Genomic DNA, 18,496 nt, shown 5'->3' on the forward strand with positions numbered 1-18,496 from the left:
AAAAGTGTCTGTTCGTGAGAGGAGGTAAGGAATGAATCGCTTTTTTCGTAATACCGGGTTCTACCTACTGATTTTTCTTGTCACGGTCGGGATCGTGAATTTCATCCTCTCCGGTACTGATAAGGTTGGGAAACTTACATATCAGGAATTCCGGATACAGCTAAAAGCTGACAACGTCACTGAGTTGGCGCTTCGACCAGAGAATGGTACTTACAGGGTTGAGGGTACGTTGGCAAAAGCTATTCCGGGACAGGAAAGCAACAAATTTTTTACCAATGTTCCTTTGTATGATTCAGATGTTGTGAAGCTAGTCGAAGAGAAAATCGATGCACAAAAGGTGAAGAATGTAGCGTTCAATCCTGCGGAGGGCAACAGCATTTGGCTCACGTTCTTGACCTCTATCATTCCTTTTGTCATCATCTTCATCCTGTTTTTCTTTCTTCTGAACAACGCCCAAGGTGGCGGAAGCCGAGTCATGAACTTCGGTAAAAGCCGCGCGAAGCTTTACAACGAAGAAAAGAAACGCGTTACCTTTGACGACGTAGCAGGAGCGGACGAAGAAAAGGCTGAGCTGGAGGAAGTCGTTGACTTCCTGAAAGACAACCGTAAGTTCAACGCGGTTGGTGCTCGTATTCCAAAAGGGGTACTGCTTGTAGGACCTCCAGGTACAGGTAAAACCTTGCTCGCTCGCGCTGTTGCAGGCGAAGCTGGTGTACCGTTCTTCAGTATCTCTGGTTCTGACTTCGTGGAAATGTTCGTTGGGGTGGGTGCATCTCGCGTACGTGACCTGTTTGAAAATGCGAAGAAAAATGCTCCTTGCATTATCTTTATTGACGAGATTGACGCTGTGGGTCGTCAACGCGGAGCTGGACTCGGCGGCGGCCACGACGAGCGCGAGCAAACTCTCAACCAGTTGCTCGTAGAGATGGACGGTTTTGGTGGAAACGAAGGGATCATCATGATCGCTGCGACCAACCGACCTGACATTCTCGACCCGGCTCTCTTGCGTCCGGGACGTTTTGACCGTCAAATTACAGTAGATCGTCCTGATATCAAAGGCCGTGAAGCGGTGCTCAAGGTTCATGCCCGCAACAAGCCGATTGGTGAAGACGTGAAGCTGGACGTGATTGCTCGGGGTACATCGGGCTTCACGGGTGCAGATTTGGAGAACTTGTTGAATGAAGCAGCTCTCTTGACTGCTCGTAGAAACAAAAAGCAAATTACCATGACAGAAGTGGATGAAGCGATCGACCGCGTAATTGCTGGTCCAGCGAAGAAGTCTCGCGTAGTGAGCGAAGACGAACGACGCCTAGTAGCCTTCCACGAAGCTGGTCATACAATCATCGGATACCATCTGAGAAATGCAGAAATGGTACATAAGGTAACAATCATTCCGCGCGGCCAAGCTGGCGGATACACAGTGATGCTGCCGAAAGAAGACCGTTTCTTTGCTACCAAAACGGACCTGCTCGACAAAATCGTCGGTCTGTTGGGTGGACGTGTTGCGGAGGAAATAGTGCTTGGGGACATTAGTACCGGCGCACATAATGACTTCCAGCGCGCGACTGCTATCGCTCGCAGCATGATTACCGAATACGGAATGAGCAAGCTCGGACCGATGCAGTTCGGTAAGAGTCAAGGACAGGTATTCCTGGGCCGCGACTATGGCAATGAGCGTAACTACTCCGATCAGATTGCATACGAGATCGATCAAGAAATGCAAAATATTATCAACGAGTGCTACGCAAAGTGTACAGAATTGCTGACGACGCACCGTGATCAGCTCGATCTGATTGCGAACACGCTGCTCCGTGTAGAGACTCTCGATGCTGAGCAGATCAAGCAATTGATCGAAACAGGTAAAATGGATAACGATCCAGACGCAAATAAAGATGTGGTCGTGAACATTCAACCGAAGCTGGAAGAAGTAAAAGAAGAAGTAAAAGAAGAAGTAAAAGAAGAACCAAAGCAAGAAGATACAAACGAAGAACCGAAACAATAAGGGGCGCCTCAGGTGCCCTTTTTTGCAATATCGGAATGTATTAGGTTACCTTTTTAAAAGGTATCGATGAACCAATAAAGCTGATGAGAAGAAAAAGCACAGGGCTCGCAGACCTTGACTCCTTTTTTAAGTGGAGACGGCCAGTGAATCCCCCCTGCTGGCGTGTCAGAGTCGAAGAGAACTGTGCTTTTTCTTCTCCTTCACTATGTTGACTCAATGGCAAATCCAAAGCGAATGAGAGGGATTGGATATGTTGCTTACACCGGGTATGGCTGCATTTGACATGGACGGAACCTTACTGACTCACGAATCAAAGCTGACAGAAGGAACCAAAGAAGCACTTCGCCAATTACAACAGCAAGGCTGCAAACTCGTTTTGTCTACGGGCAGGATGTATGGCTCCGCTCAAATTCCGATCGAATCCTTTCCTTTTGACGGGTATGTCTGTAGCAATGGGGGTGCTGTTTTCGAAGGGGATGGCACGTTGGTCCGTAAATGGCTCCTTCCTACTGAGATGGTAATCGGTGCGATCCATGCATTGAGGCAAGAAACGATATATTATGAGCTTCATGATACCAACAGCAATCGCTGGATGATCAAAGAAGACCGTGAACGCTTGGAAGCGACCCTGAGTGAGGACGCATCTGTGGAAGGATTCTCGATCTTGAAATTTCCTTACTACAGGCTCGCTCGCGTAGAGCCATTGGCAGAGATGCTGGAAAAAGTAGAGTCCGGGGAAGTAGAAATCGTCAAGTTCTTCATCTGGCATCAAGATCCGGATCGTCTTGAGTGGGTGAAAGAGCAACTGAGGCCTTGGAGCGAGCAAGTGACGATCACTTCATCTGGCAAGCAGAATGTCGAAGTGATTCCTCAAGGGGTTTCCAAATGGGAAGGGCTTCAATACTTCTGTGAGAAATGGGGAATCTCCCCAGAGAAAGTAATGGCATTTGGCGATGAAGAAAACGATCGTGAGGCATTAACAGGTGCAGGATATTCCGTCGCAATGGAAAACGCTTCTGACGAGATCAAGCAAGTGGCCAAATATATCGCCCCACACCATAATGAGGAAGGCGTTGCCCGATTTATTCGGGAGCGCGTTCTCGGAGATAAAGGCGAGTAAGAGAATGAAAAAGCAGAAACTGCGTCTGTACAGGCCGGTTTCTGCTTTTTTCTCGTTGTTATTGAGAATTATTATCAATTATAATGGTCGTATAAATACTGGCAAGTGGAGAGTGATTGCAACGATGATGCGCAAAGAGCTTATGATTTTGTGGAACCATGCATCCGTGAAAGTATTGGATGTACGCCATCAGATCGTGCAGCCAGGTGAAAAAATAACGGCTTATCAGCTCCCGGCCAGCGTATTTTTGTTTACGGTTCGAGGTCGAGCAGTCGTGCAGCTCAATGATGTGATGTACCCGGTCCATACATTTCATGTGATTCATGGGGGCAAAGGGCTGACTCTCAACGTAAGCGTTACGGATAACGAATGGGAATCCTACATCATTTTCTATAAAGCAATAATTCCGTTGCCAAGTCGTCAGGAAATCATGAATCTCCTGAAATCCCGCAACTGGTTTTTGTCTCCTTATTCTATTGTGCCGCAGCAGCCTATCACTTTGTTGGACAAGTTGGATCATCTACGGTCCGTTTGGAACAGCGGGGATGAGGATGAATTGAGACAATTGCGGGCCAAAGGATGGTTTCATCTGTTTGTTTGCGAGCTGCTTGATCAGATGGATGAGCAAGAAGAGGGGATTACCCAACATGATCTCGTTTTCCTTGCGAAGCAATACATCCATCAACACTATGCGGAACCGATTACGCTTGCGGCAATCGCTCAGACATTGAATTACAGCATTCCGTACTTGTCGAAGCAGTTCAAGCGTCAGACGGGTCATAGTCCGATCGATTATTTGATTGGTGTGAGACTCGAAAAGGCAAAGGACTTGTTGGTTCGTACGGATGCCACTCTTCAGGAAGTGGCGGAAGGTGTCGGGTATACGGATTTCTCCTATTTCATCAGAGCCTTCAAAAAATATACGGGTCTGACTCCCGGACAATTCAAGGAGCAAGCATTGTACGTTGATGAAGGCTCAGAATATCCTATGAAAAGGCTAAGATCAGAACTGGTCTTCCTATCGAATGAAACATACAATCTGATTGTTGTTGAAAATCATTCTCAGAGGGATAGGGGAATAGACGTGAAAGGAAGAATGCACAAGCTCGTGCTGGGGCTTGCTTTGTTACTCAGTGCATGTTCAGGTACAACGACAGGAAGTAGTGGAACGCAGCATGCTACACCCGTTGCGACTTCGGCGACAGAGGCGACTTCACAACCGACAGAGCAACAATGGCCGCGAACGTATGTGGATGCACTCGGAAAAGAAGTAGTGATTCCCAAAGAGCCGAAGCGCATTGTCGTGACTCATTTCGGGATGATGGAATACTTTTTTGCGTTGGAAACGCCACCGATTGCGTCTACACTTGCTGACCGCATGCTGACTACTTTTGAAACGTTGAAGCCATACGCGAGTACCGCAACGGTAAAAGATATCGGGGAAGTGAGGACGCCGAATCTAGAGATGATGGCAGACCTAAATCCAGATTTGATTGTCGCTTTCTCCGGGACACACAATGAAGTATACGCAGATTTAAGCAGCATTTCGCCGGTGGCCATGATTAACAATACGGAGGAACGGAGCTGGACAGAAACGCTCCGCGAATACGCCAAGCTGATCGGCAAAGAGCAAATGGCCGAGGATTATATTACGAATTTGCAGACGCTAATGGGTGAAGCCAGAGAGAAATTGGCCAAGCATAAAGACAAGTCCGTAACGTTTTTACGGGCGACAGGTGATGGAAGCACTTTTTATGTACTGGACGACAATGACGTTTCGTATGCGTACGACCAAGAAACAGGCTTGGGACTGAAGTCTCCGGGGCAGTACAAGCTGGAGGGCGATGTCATTTCACTGGAGGGTGTCACGGTTCTTAATCCAGATTATATTTTCGTGGTCGATCATGCGGACAGAATGGATAAAACGATGGCGGAGTTAAACCAAAGCAAAGTATGGCAATCGTTAAAAGCCGTAAATGAAAAGCATGTATTCCCATTGGATGTATCGATTAGTACGAAAGGACCGTTGGCGATCAAGTATGCGACGAATAAGGTGCTCGAATACATATCCACCAACGAAAGCTTTTGAGAAAGGAGGAGGAAGGGCGAATGCAACCTATCGTGGAGGAGTTCCAAAACCGCAAGCTCACGATCTATTTACCTGAGGGCTATTATCAAAGCGAAGAGCGTTACGCGGTTGTCTATTTGCAGGATGACGGTGATTTGATTGACCCGAAGGATAGTGATGTTCTTCGGAAGAGTAGAGAATTAACCGCGACAAATCAACTGCCAGGCTTGTTATTTGTCGGTATTGAATCGTTCGACCGAAATGATGAGTATACGCCGTTTGTGTCGCCGAATATTTTTGAGCCGGGGTCCGGCAAGCAGTTTGGCGGAAACGCTTCTGTTTATGCCGATTTTCTCGCCAATAGATTGAAGCCGTACATCGACAGCAAATACCGCACATTACAGGAGCGAGAGTACACCGGGATCATGGGTTTTTCCTTTGGGGGACTCATTTCCGTCTACACAGGGTTACGCTATCCCGATGTTTTTGGACGGGTTGGCAGCTTTTCCGGCTCTTTCTGGTTCCCGGGGATCGTAGATTGGATCGAGCAGCTCACCATTCGTGATACAGGCCAGCGCCTTTACATGAATTTGGGTCATGCGGAGGGCTCCGGTCGAACGAACGGACAGCAATGGATGGTGCCAAATAGCAAAAGAGTTTATCAATATTTGCTGCAAAATGGTTTTCATGAGGACTCGATCCGACAGGTAATTTATGAGAGCAACTTCCACTCGTTTGACTTGGGTGTGCAATACGTACCAGAAGCACTGCAATGGTTGTTCAACGAGGAGTAGTTTCGTTCAGACGTACCACGTTGACAAGGTGAGGTTATACGCTTACAATGACCGTAAATTATGACACCACCGTAGGGGGATTTTTTCCATGGACGCTTTAGCGTTAGAAAAAAAAGCCCAGCGCAACGCTGAGTTACGTGAACGACTGCTGCAGTTGAAGAAAGAGCGTAATGCCATCATTCTTGCTCACTTTTACCAACGTCCCGAGATTCAGGAGGTCGCTGACTTCATTGGAGATTCCTTTGGGTTGGCGCAAAAAGCGAAAGAAACGGATGCCGATGTGATTTTGTTCTGTGGCGTTCACTTTATGGGAGAAAGTGCAAAAATTCTCAATCCCCAAAAGACCGTCATTATTCCCGATGAACGGGCTGGCTGTCCGATGGCGGACATGGTGAACGTAGACGGGCTCCGCAAGCTCAAGGCACAGCATCCAAATGCAAAGGTAGTGGCTTACATCAATACTTCTGCGGATGTCAAAGCAGAAACATACATCTGCTGTACGTCTTCCAACGCGAAGCGCGTGATCGAGTCGATCGACAGTGACGAGATCATTTGGGTGCCGGACAAAAACCTTGGCCACTATGTATCCCAATTCACGGACAAGAAAATGATTATTTGGGAAGGGTACTGCAATACGCATGACCAACTGTCTGTAGAAGACATCATGACGTTGAAGCAGCAACACCCTGAGGCTGTGGTTGTCGTTCATCCGGAGTGCCGCCCAGAAGTGGTATCCCTGGCTGACTACGTTGGTTCCACGACCGGAATTTTGAAATACTGCCGCGAGTCTTCGCATAAAGAGTTTATTATCGGAACGGAAGACGGCACACGTTACATGCTGGAAAAGGACAGCCCGGACAAAACGTTCATTTTCGCTTCCAAGTACCTCGTTTGCCCGAATATGAAGGTGAACAACCTGAAAAAGTGCGTCGAGGCGCTGGAGAATATGAAGCCGGAGATTTTTGTTCCGAAGGATGTTGCTGATGCGGCGCGCGCTTCCTTGGAGCGCATGCTTGCGGTAGCTCCTGCTTAAGGGGCAGTCTGATGCAAAAAGGGAGTAGAGCTTAGAGGGCTTTACTCCCTTTTTCTATTAGGAGGCTTTGGTCAAAGGCTGGATGTCTTTTCGTCGGTAAATGTTCAGGACGAGTCCCATCAAGGCCATCTGCAAAACGAGCTGAGTGATGCCGTCCCCATAACTGACCAAAGGAAGGTAGACATTTGCGTATGGGACCAGACCCATTGTCATGAAAATACTCCAAAAAAATGAGGTGAAAAAAAGTGTCGTTATCCCTGATAACAGCATGGCACCGTACAAATTCTTTACCTGCTTGATCGTAAGGAGTAAGCGAACTAACAAGACAATGCCTAGGATAAAAATGGATGCTCCGGCTACCAGCCCCAAACTGTGGACCAAGTAGACAAAAATATAGTTGGACTCTAGGGCGGGGAGAGTGTCCATGGTGGAACCAAAGCCATGTCCCCACAAGCCTGCGGATTGAATCGTTTCCATAGACTGAATGGTTTGATATCCTTTTCCTGTTGGATCTTTGTAGGGGTTCAAGAAATAGAAAAAGCGATCCAACTCTTGCTGTGTAGCAAACAGGTAATACTTCCCGATGATGATGGAAAGTGACATTCCCAGAAAGCTCAAAACAGCACGCCAGTTGGCTTGAAAAGCGATCAAAAGTGTGACGTATCCAATGAGAAACATAATAATGGAATATTCTTGGCGTACGGAAAGAATAAGGAAGCACGGTGGCATAAATAATGCGATTGCTTTCATAATTGTAAAGCGTCCGTTTTCCTTCCATTCGGTGAAAATTCCTGCGATGGCGACAATGAGCAGGAACGGGCTGATATAGAATACGTTGAGCGCTTCAACTTGGATGTCTAAATGAGGGATATTATTTATGGGGTCCCCAAAAGACAGCGTAAAAAGTAATAAGAGTAGCGTAACGACATACAAGAGTCGACTGTAGCGCTTCAATTTACTGTAATCAGAAAAGAGAATCGCCACCAAGGTGACAGCGCCGATCAAAATCCCATTGACCTGCCTTTCCAGCCATTTTTGTTCATCTTGCGCTACTTGAAGGGAATACAATACGAACAGACCAACCCCGAGGAGGATTCCGACGATGGCAAGAATACCCCACTCCATCCGCGGCTTATGCGCCTGATGCAGATGCCGCCCTACATCAACAGGATCACCCATCTCCGCAATGGCAATCCGAGTCGCTTCTTCTTCCCCATACCCAGCCTCGTGATAATCCTCGATCTTTTCAGCGAAATGATTCTCCAATTCTAGCGTAATCGCTGGATGGACCTCTTTGTTCTTAATCTGATCGCAAACTGCTTTTATGTAATGCGTAATTCGTTGATTTCCGTTCATGTAGCCTGCCCTCCCAGCACAGAGTCTACAGCAGTACGAAAAGATTCCCACTCTTGTTTTTTCTCTTTCAGATGTTTCTTGCCTTCGCGGGTAATTTGATAATATTTACGTTTCCGTTCTCCTTCCCCTTCGCTCCAAAACGCCTCGACCTTTCCTTCAGACTCAAGGGTATGAAGAATGGGATAGAGGGTGCCTTCCTTGAGCGACAGCACACCATTTGAGCTCGTTTCCATCGTCTTGATCATCTCATAGCCGTACATTGCTTTTTGGTCCAGCAAGGTAAGAATGAGAATGACCGTACTGCCCTTCATCAACTCTTTGTTAACTGCCATAGCTACCTCCTTATACCTCGGATTTCGATACCTCGAATATCTATGTATCATTCTATTCCATAAAAGGGAAAAAAGAAAGACTTCCTCATCGGGAAGTCTTGTTATATGTGTTTAGGAAGGCATCGGGGTAGGAGTTGGTTTTCCATAGCCTTGCCCATAGGTTTGATCTATGTAGTTACGAATTTCTTTTGTAGATTTGCCTTCTTCTTTCATCTTGCCGGAAATAACGGCGATTTCCATGCATACGCCGCAACGAGTGCCATGGTCATCCCAGACAATGGAGCCATCAGACTTTTCTTCTTTGATGAAGCAGTTGCCATTATGCTCGTGTCCAGCACTTTCACCACAACCACAATAGCATGGAATGGATTTGAGCAGCTCACGATTTGCCGCAGCAACTTTGTAGGATCCGATAATGACAGGGTCTTGGTTGTCTAAAAATTTTGGTAGCTGATCAGCGGAAGCAGTCAATTCCTGCAAATCACCATTGGGGGCGTGCTGCGTGTGATCGCTATGATTCTGTTCAGCTTGATCAGTAGAGCCACAGCCGGCAGTAAGCAGAGCTGCGGTGATAAAAGTAATGGCTAACCATGAGTTACGTTTCATCTTGGACATACCTCCTGCCAGTTATTTTATCATAATGAGATGGAGAAATTGTGAAGCTGGGAGAGAACATGAACACTTATGATGATTAAATCGGAATAAATCCTATTTACTTTTTGGGCGCCTCTTCGTATAATGAAAAACGACGAGAACGTAAATCGGAATCATTTTGAATTGGAGCAGGAGGAAATATAGATGAAAAGAGCTATGTTGGCAGCCCTAAGTTTCATTACGGCAGTGGGGCTGGTGGGATGTGGAGCAGCGACCGAAACGGCTGGTACTCCGCAAACTGGCAGTGACGCGTCCGGGAAGCCAAAAGTATACACGACGATTTATCCCTTGGAATATGTAGCGAAGCGAATCGGCGGTGAACACGTGGAGGTAACGAATCTGGTTCCCGCTGGCGTGGAGCCTCACGATTACGAGCCAACTGCAAAAGACATGGTCGCTCTGGCCGGAGCAGATATTTTCGCCTATAACGGCAGTGGTTTGGAGCTGTGGGTAGAGAAGGCTGTAACCAACCTCGACAAAAACAAGACAACGATCGTTAATGCGACGGAAGGTCTCGAGCTGATTAGTGCAACTGAACATGAGCATGAAGGAGAAGGGCACACAGAAGAAAGTCACGCAGAAGAAGCAGGGCATGACCACGGCGATCTGGACCCTCATGTATGGCTCGATCCGATGCAACTGAAGGCACAGGCAGAGAAGGTCAAAAATACGCTCGTGCAAAAGGATCAAGCGCACGCTGCCGATTATGAAAAGAACTACACACAACTAGCAACAGATCTGGAGCAGCTGGATAAAGAGTTCAAAGATATGGTTACGCAAGCACCGAAGAAAGAATTCATGGTTTCTCATAGCGCATTCAGCTATATGGCAAAACGCTACGGGCTGGAGCAAGTAGCAATCTCTGGGGTCAATCCTTCTGATGAGCCATCTACAGCAGAGTTGAAGCGCTTGGTGGAGCATGTAAAAGAACACAACATTTCTTATGTGCTGTTCGAGACGTTGGTTTCTCCGAAGGTAGCGGAAGTGATTGCGAAGGAGGCTGGCGTGAAGACAGCCACGCTCAATCCGTTGGAAGGTTTGACGGAAGATGACGTGAAAGCAGGTCGCGATTACTTGTCCATCATGCGCGACAATATGAATACATTAAAGACTGCACTCCAATAAGCTTTCCCTCGAAAAGATGTCGCTTCCCAGGCGGCATTTTTTCGTTAGTAGGATGCTTGTGGTTCGGGCAAAATCGTAGTACGATGAAAGGAATCAAATAAGAACAAATCCGATTTAAGGGATGGATATTTCATGGAACCACATAAACAAGAGGTGCCTGTCATTAAGCTCACAGGCGTCTCCTTTCAATATGAAGACAAACAGGTTCTCGATGAGGTTGAATTCACACTGGAGCGCGGAGACTTTGTGGGCATCGTCGGGCCGAATGGATCAGGAAAATCTACGCTGATGAAGCTGATTTTGGGTCTATTGACGCCAAACAAAGGAACAGTTGAGCTGTTCGGGCAACCACTATCCAAGTTTCGTGAATGGAATCGCATTGGATACGTCGCTCAACAGGTCGCGCATGGAGCGGGTGGATTTCCGGCGACAGTGCGAGAAGTCGTGTCATCTGGATTGGTCGGTAAAGTAGGCCTTTTTCGCAGACTGACGAAACAGCACCATGAGAGTGTACGAGCTGCGGTGGAGCGAGTCGGCTTGCTGGAGAAGCTGGATCAACGTATCGGCAACTTGTCCGGTGGGCAATTGCAGCGCGTATTCATAGCGCGTGCTCTTGTAGCTGAACCGGAGCTGTTGATCCTCGATGAGCCAACGGTCGGGGTCGATCAGGAATCGATCGATCAATTTTACAGCTTGCTTCGTTCGCTGAAGGAAGAGAACGGATTGACGATGATGATCGTCAGCCACGATGTGGGAGTCATGTCGCAATGGGTGACCAAGGTGGCTTGTGTGCAGAAGAAAATTCACTTCCACGGAACAGCGCACGATTTTGAGCATAACCAAGAAAAAATCTTGCAAAGTATGTACGGTGATTCGGTCAGACTGCTGTCTCATCATCATTAAGCTTTGTAAATAGGTAAGAAAGAAGGAATATGCACATGCTTGCTGATTGGTGGCAGTATGACTTTTTGCGGTATACCCTGTTTTCAGGAATTTTAATTGGTCTGATCTGTCCTATTTTGGGCACGTTTCTCATTGTTCGTCGCTTGTCGATGATGGCAGATGGCTTGTCACACGTCACGCTTTCCGGTGTAGCTGCTGGGATGCTCATTTCCAAAAAGGTCGCCTTCTTCTCCGCAGTCAATCCGCTGTTTTTCGGAATGTTGTTTGCGGTGATCGGTTCGTTGTTCATCGAGCGGCTCCGTAAGGTGTACAAAGCGTATCAGGATTTGGCGATTCCGATTATTTTGTCCGCGGGACTTGGGTTGTTTACGGTATTGATCAGTATCGCAGACGGTTTTAATGCAGATTTGTATTCGTACTTGTTCGGAAAAATCGTTACAGTGTCCATCGAAGACCTGTATGCGCTGATTGGTGTAGCAGTTGTTGTTTTAGGGACAGTTTTGTTGATTTACAAGGAGCTTTTCGCGGTCTCCTTCGACGAGGAGTTCGCTCGCGTCTCTGGCGTGGCAAGGCGTTCGATCAACCTGTGGTTTATGGTGCTCGTCGCTCTGACGATTGCGGCTTCCATGCGTATAGTCGGTGTCCTGTTAATCTCGGCGCTGATTACCCTTCCGGTGGCTGCCAGTTTGCAAATCGCGAAAAGCTTTCGACAAACGATTTTCTTGTCGATTTTGTTTGCGGAGTTTTCCGTGCTGAGCGGTTTGTATTTTGCCTATCTCCTTGATTGGGCATCTGGTGGTACAATTGTATTGATGGCAGTACTGGTTATGCTGGTTGTATTGGGTGTAAAGAAGCTGCGGGTCGCTTTCCGGTAAGAGTTATCCGGATATGACAAAAGGAAGGAGTGTTTGTCGATGAAAGTAGAAGAAGCGCTGCAAATATTGAAAGAACATGGTTTCAAGTATACCGGCAAGCGGGAGGAGATGATTCGAATCTGCGCGGCCGAGAAGCGATACCTGTCTGCCAAAGATATTATGGAGAGAATCAAGGAGCAGTATCCAACACTCAGCTTCGATACCGTCTATCGCAACATTTCCACTTTTGTTGAGCTGGGGATTCTGGAAGAGACGGAGCTGGACGGGGAAGGCAGATTCCGTTTGGCCTGTTCGACAGATGGACACCATCATCACCATGTGATTTGTACGGAATGTGGAAAGACTTCTTCTTTGCCAGGATGTCCGATGAATATCATTTCTGCGGTACCGGAAGAGTTTCAAGTGACGGGGCATAAGTTCGAGGTATATGGCACGTGTAAGGAATGTGTAACGCATTCGAATTAATCGGATAGAGGGGAGTGCTCGCTTTTGCGGGCGCTCTTTTTTTGCATCTCCTTCAAGCGTGTATTTGCTATAATGGGTGGAAAATCATCAGTTACAAGAGAGAAGGGACACAGTCATGATTCCCCGTTATATTGTGGACTTTGATTTGCACACCTTACCTCGGATGAGGGCAGATGTAGCTGTTATTGGAGCAGGAATTGCTGGGTTGTATACGGCGTTGCAAACGAGTGAGTATGCGGATGTAGTGTTGATCAGCAAGAAGGGACTCGATGATAGTAACACACGCTGGGCTCAGGGAGGGATCGCTGCTGTAACAGCCCAATCAGATTCCCCAGCCCTTCATCGACAGGATACGTTAATCGCTGGAGCAGGTCTTTGCTCGTATAACGCTGTGGAAGTCCTGGTGCATGAAGGCCCTGATCGCTTGCATGAACTGATTGCATATGGAACGGAATTTGACCGGGATGAACAAGGGCAGTACGAGCTGACACAGGAAGGCGCGCATAGCAAACGACGAATTTTGCATGCGAACGGAGATGCCACTGGGGCAGAGATCGTCCGCGCTTTGTCCAAGCGTGTGATGGAGCAGCCAAACATTCAGGTTTTGGAATATCATTTTGCAGTGGATGTCATCACGCAGGATGGCGAATGCGTGGGTGTCCTCGTGCGGAAGCCGAATGGCGAACTGTTTTTTCTGGAAGCAAAAGCAACGGTGCTGGCTACAGGAGGTGCAGGTCAGCTTTACCGTTATACGACGAATCCGCAAATCGCTACGGCAGATGGGATCGGCATCGCGTATCGGGCGGGTGCTCGCATTAAAGATGTGGAATTTATCCAGTTTCATCCGACTGCGCTTTACTATCCGGGAGCCCCGCGCTTTTTGATTTCGGAAGCCGTTCGTGGGGAGGGTGCCATTTTGCGCAACAGCAATGGTGATCGTTTCATGGACAAGTACCATCCGCAAAAAGAGCTGGCTCCGCGTGATATTGTCGCCCGGGCGATTGTTTCTGAGATGGAACAGACGAAGTCTACGTTCGTGTATCTCGACATCACTCACGAATCGGAAGAGCTTATTAAGCGTCGTTTTCCGACGATTTATAATTTTTGCTTACAATACGGGCTCAATATGGTGACAGATTGGATTCCGGTAGCTCCTGCTTGCCATTATATTATGGGAGGAGTTCAGACTGACTTGAACGGGGAGACCTCGACGAAGCGGCTTTTTGCATGTGGAGAAGCATCCTGCACAGGGGTACACGGAGCGAATCGACTGGCCAGCAACTCATTATCGGAAGCGGTTGTGTTCGGTCACCGGATAGCGGAGCGGATCAAGCAGCTGGCTGATTTGCAGAGTATTCATCCCTTCCAGATTGTTTCCAAGCAAAAACTGCCCCAAACGTTCAATACACGTGAACAACGATTGAAAATGCAAAAGCTCATGCTGCGGCATGTCAGTGTGAAGCGCGACGAAAAAGGATTAACGAAAGCACTAGCAGAGCTTGCGCGAATGGAGCAATACTACCAGTACGAGCCTGAGAGCCTGGAAACGTTTGAATTCTTCAATCTGCTGAATGCTGCCGTCCTGACAACGAGAGCGGCACTGTTGCGGGAAGAAAGTAGAGGCGGGCATTATCGTACTGATTTTCCGAATAAAGATGACTTGCTATGGCGGAAGCATTTGATCCAGTCCGTAGAAGATGGTGTCCAAGAGGAGTGTGAGAAGCATGATGTGGAATAAACGGGACCTTCAGCGAAAAATAGAGGAATGGCTACAGGAAGATGTAGGATTTGGTGATGTGACGACGATGAGCACGATTCCTGAATCGGAGCAGGGTATCGGCATTTTATATGCGAAAGAAGCGGGAATCGTGGCAGGTTTGCCGATTGCGGAGCAAGTATTTGCCACGGTTGATTCTGCCCTCGTCTTTGAGGCAAAAGTAGAAGAAGGAGCACGAGTCGAGGTTGGTCAGCAGATCGCCGAAGTCAGCGGCTCGGTTCGTTCGATTTTGAGCGGAGAGCGGCTTGCTCTTAATTTAATGCAACGTTTGTCTGGGATTGCCACGAAAACGAGTGAATACGCAACGGCCGTCGCAGGGACGAAAGCACGAGTTGTCGATACGCGGAAGACTACGCCAGGGCTGAGGGCTTTGGAAAAGTACGCGGTTCGAGTCGGGGGAGGCTACAATCACCGTTTTGCCTTGTATGATGCCGTGATGATCAAGGACAATCATATCAAAGGAGCGGGCGGTATCGCGCAAGCTGTTGCAGCGGCCCGCGCAGTTATTCCCCATACGATGACAGTAGAGGTAGAGGCCGAATCGTTCGAACAGGTTCAGGAAGCATTGGCAGCTGGTGCAGATACGATCATGCTCGACAACATGACACTCGATCAAATGGTGGAAGCTGTGCAGTTTATCGATGGACGAGCCATTGTCGAGGCATCTGGCGGTGTCAGTCTGGAGACGATTGGTGACATTGCAAAAACGGGCGTAGATATCATTTCGGTAGGGGCTCTGACTCATTCTGTCAAAGCGTTTGATATCAGCCTCGATCTGAATACGCGCAAGCGATAAGGAGCGAGCTCGATGTTATTGGTGATAGATATAGGCAACTCCAATATTGTGTTGGGCTTGTATGAAGGCGACGAGCTCCAACACCATTGGAGAGTGTCTACAGATCGTAACAAAACGGAAGACGAGTACGGCATGCTCGTCAAAAGCTTGTTTGGTAGCGTGGGGCTTGGCTTTGAACAGGTGAGAGGTGTTATTATCTCGTCTGTCGTTCCACCTCTAAACCTCACAATTGAACGCATGTGTGGGAAGTACATGCAACAAAAAGCGTTGATTGTCGGACCGGGTATCAAGACGGGATTGAACATCAAGTATGAGTATCCGCGAGAGGTAGGCTCCGATCGAATCGTGAACGCTGTTGCTGCGATTCATCATTATGGTGCACCGCTCATTGTTGTCGATTTTGGTACGGCGACGACCTTTTGCTATGTGGACGAGCGGGCACAGTATTGGGGAGGGGCGATTGCTCCCGGTATTGGGATATCGACTGAGGCACTCTTCACTCGTGCTGCCAAGCTGCCACGAATCGAAATCGCTAAGCCTGCTAGTGTAGTCGGCCGTAATACGATAGCGGCGATGCAGTCCGGCATTTTCTATGGGTTTATCGGTCAGGTCGAAGGCATTGTACGTAGAATCATGGATGAATACGGTACGCGACCTACCGTAGTTGCTACGGGAGGGATGGCAGCGCTATTTGCCAATGAGACGTCTTGTATTCATGTCGTGGATCAGAACCTTACCCTTAAAGGACTTCGTTTGATTTATGAGCGGAATCAATCATAGTGGATGTCGAACATATTTGCAGAAAAACATTTCAGGATCATCTGGATCTAGGTGAGTCAGGGTTCCGCAGTGAGCGTATCCGAGTTTTAGACAGAGACGTTGCATTTTTTCGTTGGAAAGGTTAGTAGAAGTGAACAATTTCTCCGTAGGGGAGATCGTTTCCAGATAGTGCATCATCTCCTCGCCAACCCCGCGTTTTTGATAGTGAGGGTGAACAATGAGCAGATGAATAAAGCTGTTCTTAAAAAACGATTGATTGATGATGGCAAAACCGACGATATTCATGTCGATTAACGCCACGTAGCAATGCCCTTGCTCGATGGCTTCTTGAAGTTCAGGTGAACGACTGGTTGAACCGAGCACCTTTGAATCAATCATACAGACAGCAGGAATGTCTTGAGGAGTAGCGAGACGGATCGAGGTCATCGATTTCAAATCCTTTCTACTTGTAAATCGTTGCTAATGTTGTATGGAATGGAAAAAGGGTGTTAAACTATTGGTAGAGATATTGAATATCCGACATATAAATAAAGGAGCCAAACCGTTGCAGCGGCAAGGCTCCTGAGACAAGTAGCTGTGGAACACCCACGGCGCGCATGATACTAAAACAGCGAACCCACCGTCAGGCGGTCAACCTTTGGCGGTGGGTTTTCGCTTGTTACGCCACTTTCTTATCCATCGGTAGAGCTTCCTGCAGCTAAACCAGAGGCTTAGCAAGGTTGCCAGTACTTTTAGGAAAAGGTAAAGCGTGCCGAGCGAGACCATCAGCATCACCCCCTTTACAGGAAGCTGTGCCGTGGTCGTCCACCGCCAGTCTTGTCTTGAGTTAAATTATACCATTTGAACATTCCTTATGGTGAGATCTCTTGTTAGTGTAGTTACGAGCTGGCTCGACAAAAAGAGTGACCTTCAGCGAGTAACATTGCGACTGACAGGTAATGATATATACGTGTTTCACATCTATGGATGGGGACAGAGAAAAAAGTTGAGATTTTCAATACTTTTCGTTGACAGCACATGCTCCACGCGCTACAATGGCTATTGTGCCTAGCAGAAAAGTTATGTCACATTGAACTTTTTAAGTTTCTTTAAAAAAGTTCTTGCGTTTCAGATGAAAGCATGCTAACATATGAATTCTGAAAGGCAAACAAGCGGATCACTTTGATCCACTTCAAATATACGGATGGATGTCCGAGCGGCCGAAGGAGCACGATTGGAAATCGTGTAGGCGGTGTCGAACCGTCTCGTGGGTTCAAATCCCACTCCATCCGCCATCACTTTCTTAGAAATGGCCCGTTGGTGAAGCGGTTTAACACAGCAGCCTTTCACGCTGTCATACAGGGGTTCGAATCCCCTACGGGTCACCTAGAAAAACGCCCTGCAAACACAGGGGTCCTGGAGGCTTAGCTCAGCTGGGAGAGCATCTGCCTTACAAGCAGAGGGTCGGCGGTTCGATCCCGTCAGCCTCCACCACTTATATTAATGGACAAGGAAGGTCAGCTAAAAGAGCCACGTCCTGTGGCAACACTGACACTCGATCGTCCTGACTATCGCGGGATGGAGCAGCTCGGTAGCTCGTCGGGCTCATAACCCGAAGGTCGCAGGTTCAAATCCTGCTCCCGCAACCAAATATGGAGCTGTGGTGAAGTTGGAGTTCACGCCGGTCTGTCACACCGGAGGTCGCGGGTTCGAGTCCCGTCAGCTCCGCCATTTCAACCTTGATGGTTTGAAATAGCGATAATTATAGCGAGAGCCATTAGCTCAGTTGGTAGAGCATCTGACTTTTAATCAGAGGGTCGAAGGTTCGAGTCCTTCATGGCTCACCAGTTTTTTAAAACGAGAGATTGAATTTTATATGCGGTCGTGGCGGAATGGCAGACGCGCTGGCTTCAGGTGCCAGTGGTGGCAACACCGTGGAGGTTCAAGTCCTCTCGACCGCACCAAGAAATTTCTTTTTATGCGGACGTAGCTCAATTGGTAGAGCGTCGCCTTGCCAAGGCGAAGGTCGAGGGTTCGAGACCCTTCGTCCGCTCCATAACATGTGCCCTTAGCTCAGCTGGATAGAGCGTTTGACTACGAATCAAAAGGTCGGGAGTTCGAATCTCTCAGGGCACGCTTTCTTTACCTCAAAAAGTAAAGAAGTTTCTATAATCGGGAAGTAGCTCAGCTTGGTAGAGTACTTGGCTTGGGACCAAGGGGTCGCAGGTTCGAATCCTGTCTTCCCGACCATCGATTTCTTGAAAAAAGATGGTTGACATGAATGTAATGCACATGATATATTGGAAATCTGCTCTTACTAAACAAATTGCAGATTGGTTGAAAAGCACTTTAAAAAAGTGGTTGACACCTGAAAGTGAATGTGCTAACATGAAGTTCCTGCTAGTTTAGCAGAACTAAAAATGCTCTTTGAAAACTG

The 18,496-nt window shown here is 47.8% G+C and carries 16 protein-coding genes and 10 tRNA genes; 22 read left to right on the top strand and 4 right to left on the bottom strand.

Annotated elements, in window-relative coordinates:
• The first annotated feature begins 31 nt into the window (after positions 1 to 31).
• The 5 genes from ftsH to nadA all read left to right on the top strand — a co-directional run bounded on the left by ftsH (position 32) and on the right by nadA (position 7,017).
• Positions 32 to 2,002 (top strand): ATP-dependent zinc metalloprotease FtsH, encoded by a 1,971-nt coding sequence (gene ftsH, locus C7R92_RS29765; RefSeq protein ID WP_106836632.1) that lies wholly within the window; start codon positions 32 to 34, stop codon positions 2,000 to 2,002.
• Between the two features lie 250 nt (positions 2,003 to 2,252).
• A complete protein-coding gene (locus C7R92_RS29770) occupies positions 2,253 to 3,122 on the top strand; it encodes an HAD family hydrolase (protein WP_106836633.1) in 870 nt (289 codons plus the stop codon).
• 4 nt (positions 3,123 to 3,126) lie between these two features.
• On the top strand, positions 3,127 to 5,211 hold the full coding sequence (locus C7R92_RS29775; RefSeq protein WP_158265782.1) for an AraC family transcriptional regulator: 2,085 nt from the start codon (positions 3,127 to 3,129) through the stop codon (positions 5,209 to 5,211).
• Between the two features lie 20 nt (positions 5,212 to 5,231).
• A complete protein-coding gene (locus C7R92_RS29780) occupies positions 5,232 to 5,984 on the top strand; it encodes an alpha/beta hydrolase (RefSeq protein WP_106836635.1) in 753 nt (250 codons plus the stop codon).
• 88 nt (positions 5,985 to 6,072) lie between these two features.
• Positions 6,073 to 7,017 (top strand): quinolinate synthase NadA, encoded by a 945-nt coding sequence (gene nadA / locus C7R92_RS29785; protein WP_017246967.1) that lies wholly within the window; start codon positions 6,073 to 6,075, stop codon positions 7,015 to 7,017.
• A 57-nt stretch (positions 7,018 to 7,074) separates the two neighbouring features.
• On the opposite strand, the gene C7R92_RS29790 is transcribed toward nadA, so the two are convergent.
• The 3 genes from C7R92_RS29790 to C7R92_RS29800 form a co-directional block, all read right to left on the bottom strand.
• Positions 7,075 to 8,373 carry an FtsW/RodA/SpoVE family cell cycle protein gene (locus C7R92_RS29790; protein ID WP_106836636.1) on the bottom strand — a complete coding sequence of 433 codons (1,299 nt, stop codon included), beginning with the start codon at positions 8,371 to 8,373 and terminating at the stop codon, positions 7,075 to 7,077.
• Positions 8,370 to 8,705 (bottom strand): PadR family transcriptional regulator, encoded by a 336-nt coding sequence (locus tag C7R92_RS29795; RefSeq protein ID WP_069852616.1) that lies wholly within the window; start codon positions 8,703 to 8,705, stop codon positions 8,370 to 8,372. Before C7R92_RS29795 ends, C7R92_RS29790 begins: the two co-directional genes overlap by 4 nt.
• A gap of 111 nt (positions 8,706 to 8,816) precedes the next feature.
• Complete coding sequence (locus C7R92_RS29800) at positions 8,817 to 9,311, bottom strand: PCYCGC domain-containing protein (protein WP_069852618.1); 495 nt, start codon at positions 9,309 to 9,311, stop codon at positions 8,817 to 8,819.
• A gap of 192 nt (positions 9,312 to 9,503) precedes the next feature.
• Here C7R92_RS29800 and C7R92_RS29805 point away from each other — a divergent pair, with 192 nt between their 5' ends.
• The 7 genes from C7R92_RS29805 to C7R92_RS29835 all read left to right on the top strand — a co-directional run bounded on the left by C7R92_RS29805 (position 9,504) and on the right by C7R92_RS29835 (position 16,080).
• The gene (locus C7R92_RS29805; protein WP_106836637.1) at positions 9,504 to 10,484 is read left to right on the top strand and encodes a metal ABC transporter substrate-binding protein; all 981 of its coding nucleotides are present in this window, start codon (positions 9,504 to 9,506) and stop codon (positions 10,482 to 10,484) included.
• 132 nt (positions 10,485 to 10,616) lie between these two features.
• The gene (locus C7R92_RS29810; RefSeq protein ID WP_069852625.1) at positions 10,617 to 11,387 is read left to right on the top strand and encodes a metal ABC transporter ATP-binding protein; all 771 of its coding nucleotides are present in this window, start codon (positions 10,617 to 10,619) and stop codon (positions 11,385 to 11,387) included.
• Positions 11,388 to 11,422: 35 nt separating this feature from the next.
• Entirely contained in the window at positions 11,423 to 12,262 is an 840-nt protein-coding gene (locus C7R92_RS29815; protein ID WP_007729939.1) for a metal ABC transporter permease, read from the top strand.
• A 39-nt stretch (positions 12,263 to 12,301) separates the two neighbouring features.
• Positions 12,302 to 12,727 (top strand): Fur family transcriptional regulator, encoded by a 426-nt coding sequence (locus C7R92_RS29820; protein WP_016740938.1) that lies wholly within the window; start codon positions 12,302 to 12,304, stop codon positions 12,725 to 12,727.
• A gap of 115 nt (positions 12,728 to 12,842) precedes the next feature.
• On the top strand, positions 12,843 to 14,465 hold the full coding sequence (gene nadB / locus C7R92_RS29825) for an L-aspartate oxidase (protein WP_069852628.1): 1,623 nt from the start codon (positions 12,843 to 12,845) through the stop codon (positions 14,463 to 14,465).
• On the top strand, positions 14,452 to 15,300 hold the full coding sequence (gene nadC / locus C7R92_RS29830) for a carboxylating nicotinate-nucleotide diphosphorylase (RefSeq protein WP_106836638.1): 849 nt from the start codon (positions 14,452 to 14,454) through the stop codon (positions 15,298 to 15,300). Before nadB ends, nadC begins: the two co-directional genes overlap by 14 nt.
• Positions 15,301 to 15,312: 12 nt before the next feature.
• Entirely contained in the window at positions 15,313 to 16,080 is a 768-nt protein-coding gene (locus C7R92_RS29835) for a type III pantothenate kinase (RefSeq protein WP_069852630.1), read from the top strand.
• Here C7R92_RS29835 and C7R92_RS29840 read toward each other — a convergent pair.
• Positions 16,075 to 16,506, bottom strand: coding sequence for a GNAT family N-acetyltransferase (locus tag C7R92_RS29840; RefSeq protein ID WP_017246975.1), 432 nt, complete (start codon positions 16,504 to 16,506; stop codon positions 16,075 to 16,077). The two genes, C7R92_RS29835 and C7R92_RS29840, sit on opposite strands and share 6 nt — an antisense overlap.
• Positions 16,507 to 17,261: 755 nt before the next feature.
• Here C7R92_RS29840 and C7R92_RS29845 point away from each other — a divergent pair.
• The 10 genes from C7R92_RS29845 to C7R92_RS29890 all read left to right on the top strand — a co-directional run bounded on the left by C7R92_RS29845 (position 17,262) and on the right by C7R92_RS29890 (position 18,309).
• Positions 17,262 to 17,354: transfer RNA gene (locus tag C7R92_RS29845), tRNA-Ser, on the top strand.
• 16 nt (positions 17,355 to 17,370) lie between these two features.
• A tRNA-Glu gene (locus C7R92_RS29850) sits at positions 17,371 to 17,444 on the top strand.
• A 33-nt stretch (positions 17,445 to 17,477) separates the two neighbouring features.
• Positions 17,478 to 17,553: transfer RNA gene (locus C7R92_RS29855), tRNA-Val, on the top strand.
• Between the two features lie 78 nt (positions 17,554 to 17,631).
• Positions 17,632 to 17,708, top strand: a tRNA-Met gene (locus C7R92_RS29860).
• 5 nt (positions 17,709 to 17,713) lie between these two features.
• Positions 17,714 to 17,790, top strand: a tRNA-Asp gene (locus tag C7R92_RS29865).
• Between the two features lie 40 nt (positions 17,791 to 17,830).
• A tRNA-Lys gene (locus tag C7R92_RS29870) sits at positions 17,831 to 17,906 on the top strand.
• 31 nt (positions 17,907 to 17,937) lie between these two features.
• Positions 17,938 to 18,023 (top strand) — tRNA-Leu (locus C7R92_RS29875).
• A 16-nt stretch (positions 18,024 to 18,039) separates the two neighbouring features.
• Positions 18,040 to 18,115: transfer RNA gene (locus C7R92_RS29880), tRNA-Gly, on the top strand.
• 6 nt (positions 18,116 to 18,121) lie between these two features.
• A tRNA-Arg gene (locus tag C7R92_RS29885) sits at positions 18,122 to 18,195 on the top strand.
• 37 nt (positions 18,196 to 18,232) lie between these two features.
• Positions 18,233 to 18,309 (top strand) — tRNA-Pro (locus C7R92_RS29890).
• Positions 18,310 to 18,496 lie beyond the last annotated feature (187 nt).

Source organism: Brevibacillus porteri (assembly GCF_003013475.1).
In the GTDB taxonomy this organism is placed as follows: domain Bacteria; phylum Bacillota; class Bacilli; order Brevibacillales; family Brevibacillaceae; genus Brevibacillus; species Brevibacillus porteri.

Excerpts from the sequence above, each read along its gene's own strand:
- C7R92_RS29840 (WP_017246975.1), bottom strand. The coding sequence starts at position 16,506 with ATGACCTCGATCCGTCTCGCTACTCCTCAAGACATTCCTGCTGTCTGT.
- C7R92_RS29770 (WP_106836633.1), top strand. The coding sequence starts at position 2,253 with ATGTTGCTTACACCGGGTATGGCTGCATTTGACATGGACGGAACCTTA.
- nadC (WP_106836638.1), top strand. The coding sequence starts at position 14,452 with ATGATGTGGAATAAACGGGACCTTCAGCGAAAAATAGAGGAATGGCTA.
- nadA (WP_017246967.1), top strand. The coding sequence starts at position 6,073 with ATGGACGCTTTAGCGTTAGAAAAAAAAGCCCAGCGCAACGCTGAGTTA.
- C7R92_RS29775 (WP_158265782.1), top strand. The coding sequence starts at position 3,127 with ATGAAAAAGCAGAAACTGCGTCTGTACAGGCCGGTTTCTGCTTTTTTC.
- nadB (WP_069852628.1), top strand. The coding sequence starts at position 12,843 with ATGATTCCCCGTTATATTGTGGACTTTGATTTGCACACCTTACCTCGG.
- C7R92_RS29835 (WP_069852630.1), top strand. The coding sequence starts at position 15,313 with ATGTTATTGGTGATAGATATAGGCAACTCCAATATTGTGTTGGGCTTG.
- C7R92_RS29810 (WP_069852625.1), top strand. The coding sequence starts at position 10,617 with ATGGAACCACATAAACAAGAGGTGCCTGTCATTAAGCTCACAGGCGTC.
- C7R92_RS29790 (WP_106836636.1), bottom strand. The coding sequence starts at position 8,373 with ATGAACGGAAATCAACGAATTACGCATTACATAAAAGCAGTTTGCGAT.
- C7R92_RS29805 (WP_106836637.1), top strand. The coding sequence starts at position 9,504 with ATGAAAAGAGCTATGTTGGCAGCCCTAAGTTTCATTACGGCAGTGGGG.
- C7R92_RS29820 (WP_016740938.1), top strand. The coding sequence starts at position 12,302 with ATGAAAGTAGAAGAAGCGCTGCAAATATTGAAAGAACATGGTTTCAAG.
- ftsH (WP_106836632.1), top strand. The coding sequence starts at position 32 with ATGAATCGCTTTTTTCGTAATACCGGGTTCTACCTACTGATTTTTCTT.
- C7R92_RS29815 (WP_007729939.1), top strand. The coding sequence starts at position 11,423 with ATGCTTGCTGATTGGTGGCAGTATGACTTTTTGCGGTATACCCTGTTT.
- C7R92_RS29780 (WP_106836635.1), top strand. The coding sequence starts at position 5,232 with ATGCAACCTATCGTGGAGGAGTTCCAAAACCGCAAGCTCACGATCTAT.
- C7R92_RS29795 (WP_069852616.1), bottom strand. The coding sequence starts at position 8,705 with ATGGCAGTTAACAAAGAGTTGATGAAGGGCAGTACGGTCATTCTCATT.
- C7R92_RS29800 (WP_069852618.1), bottom strand. The coding sequence starts at position 9,311 with ATGAAACGTAACTCATGGTTAGCCATTACTTTTATCACCGCAGCTCTG.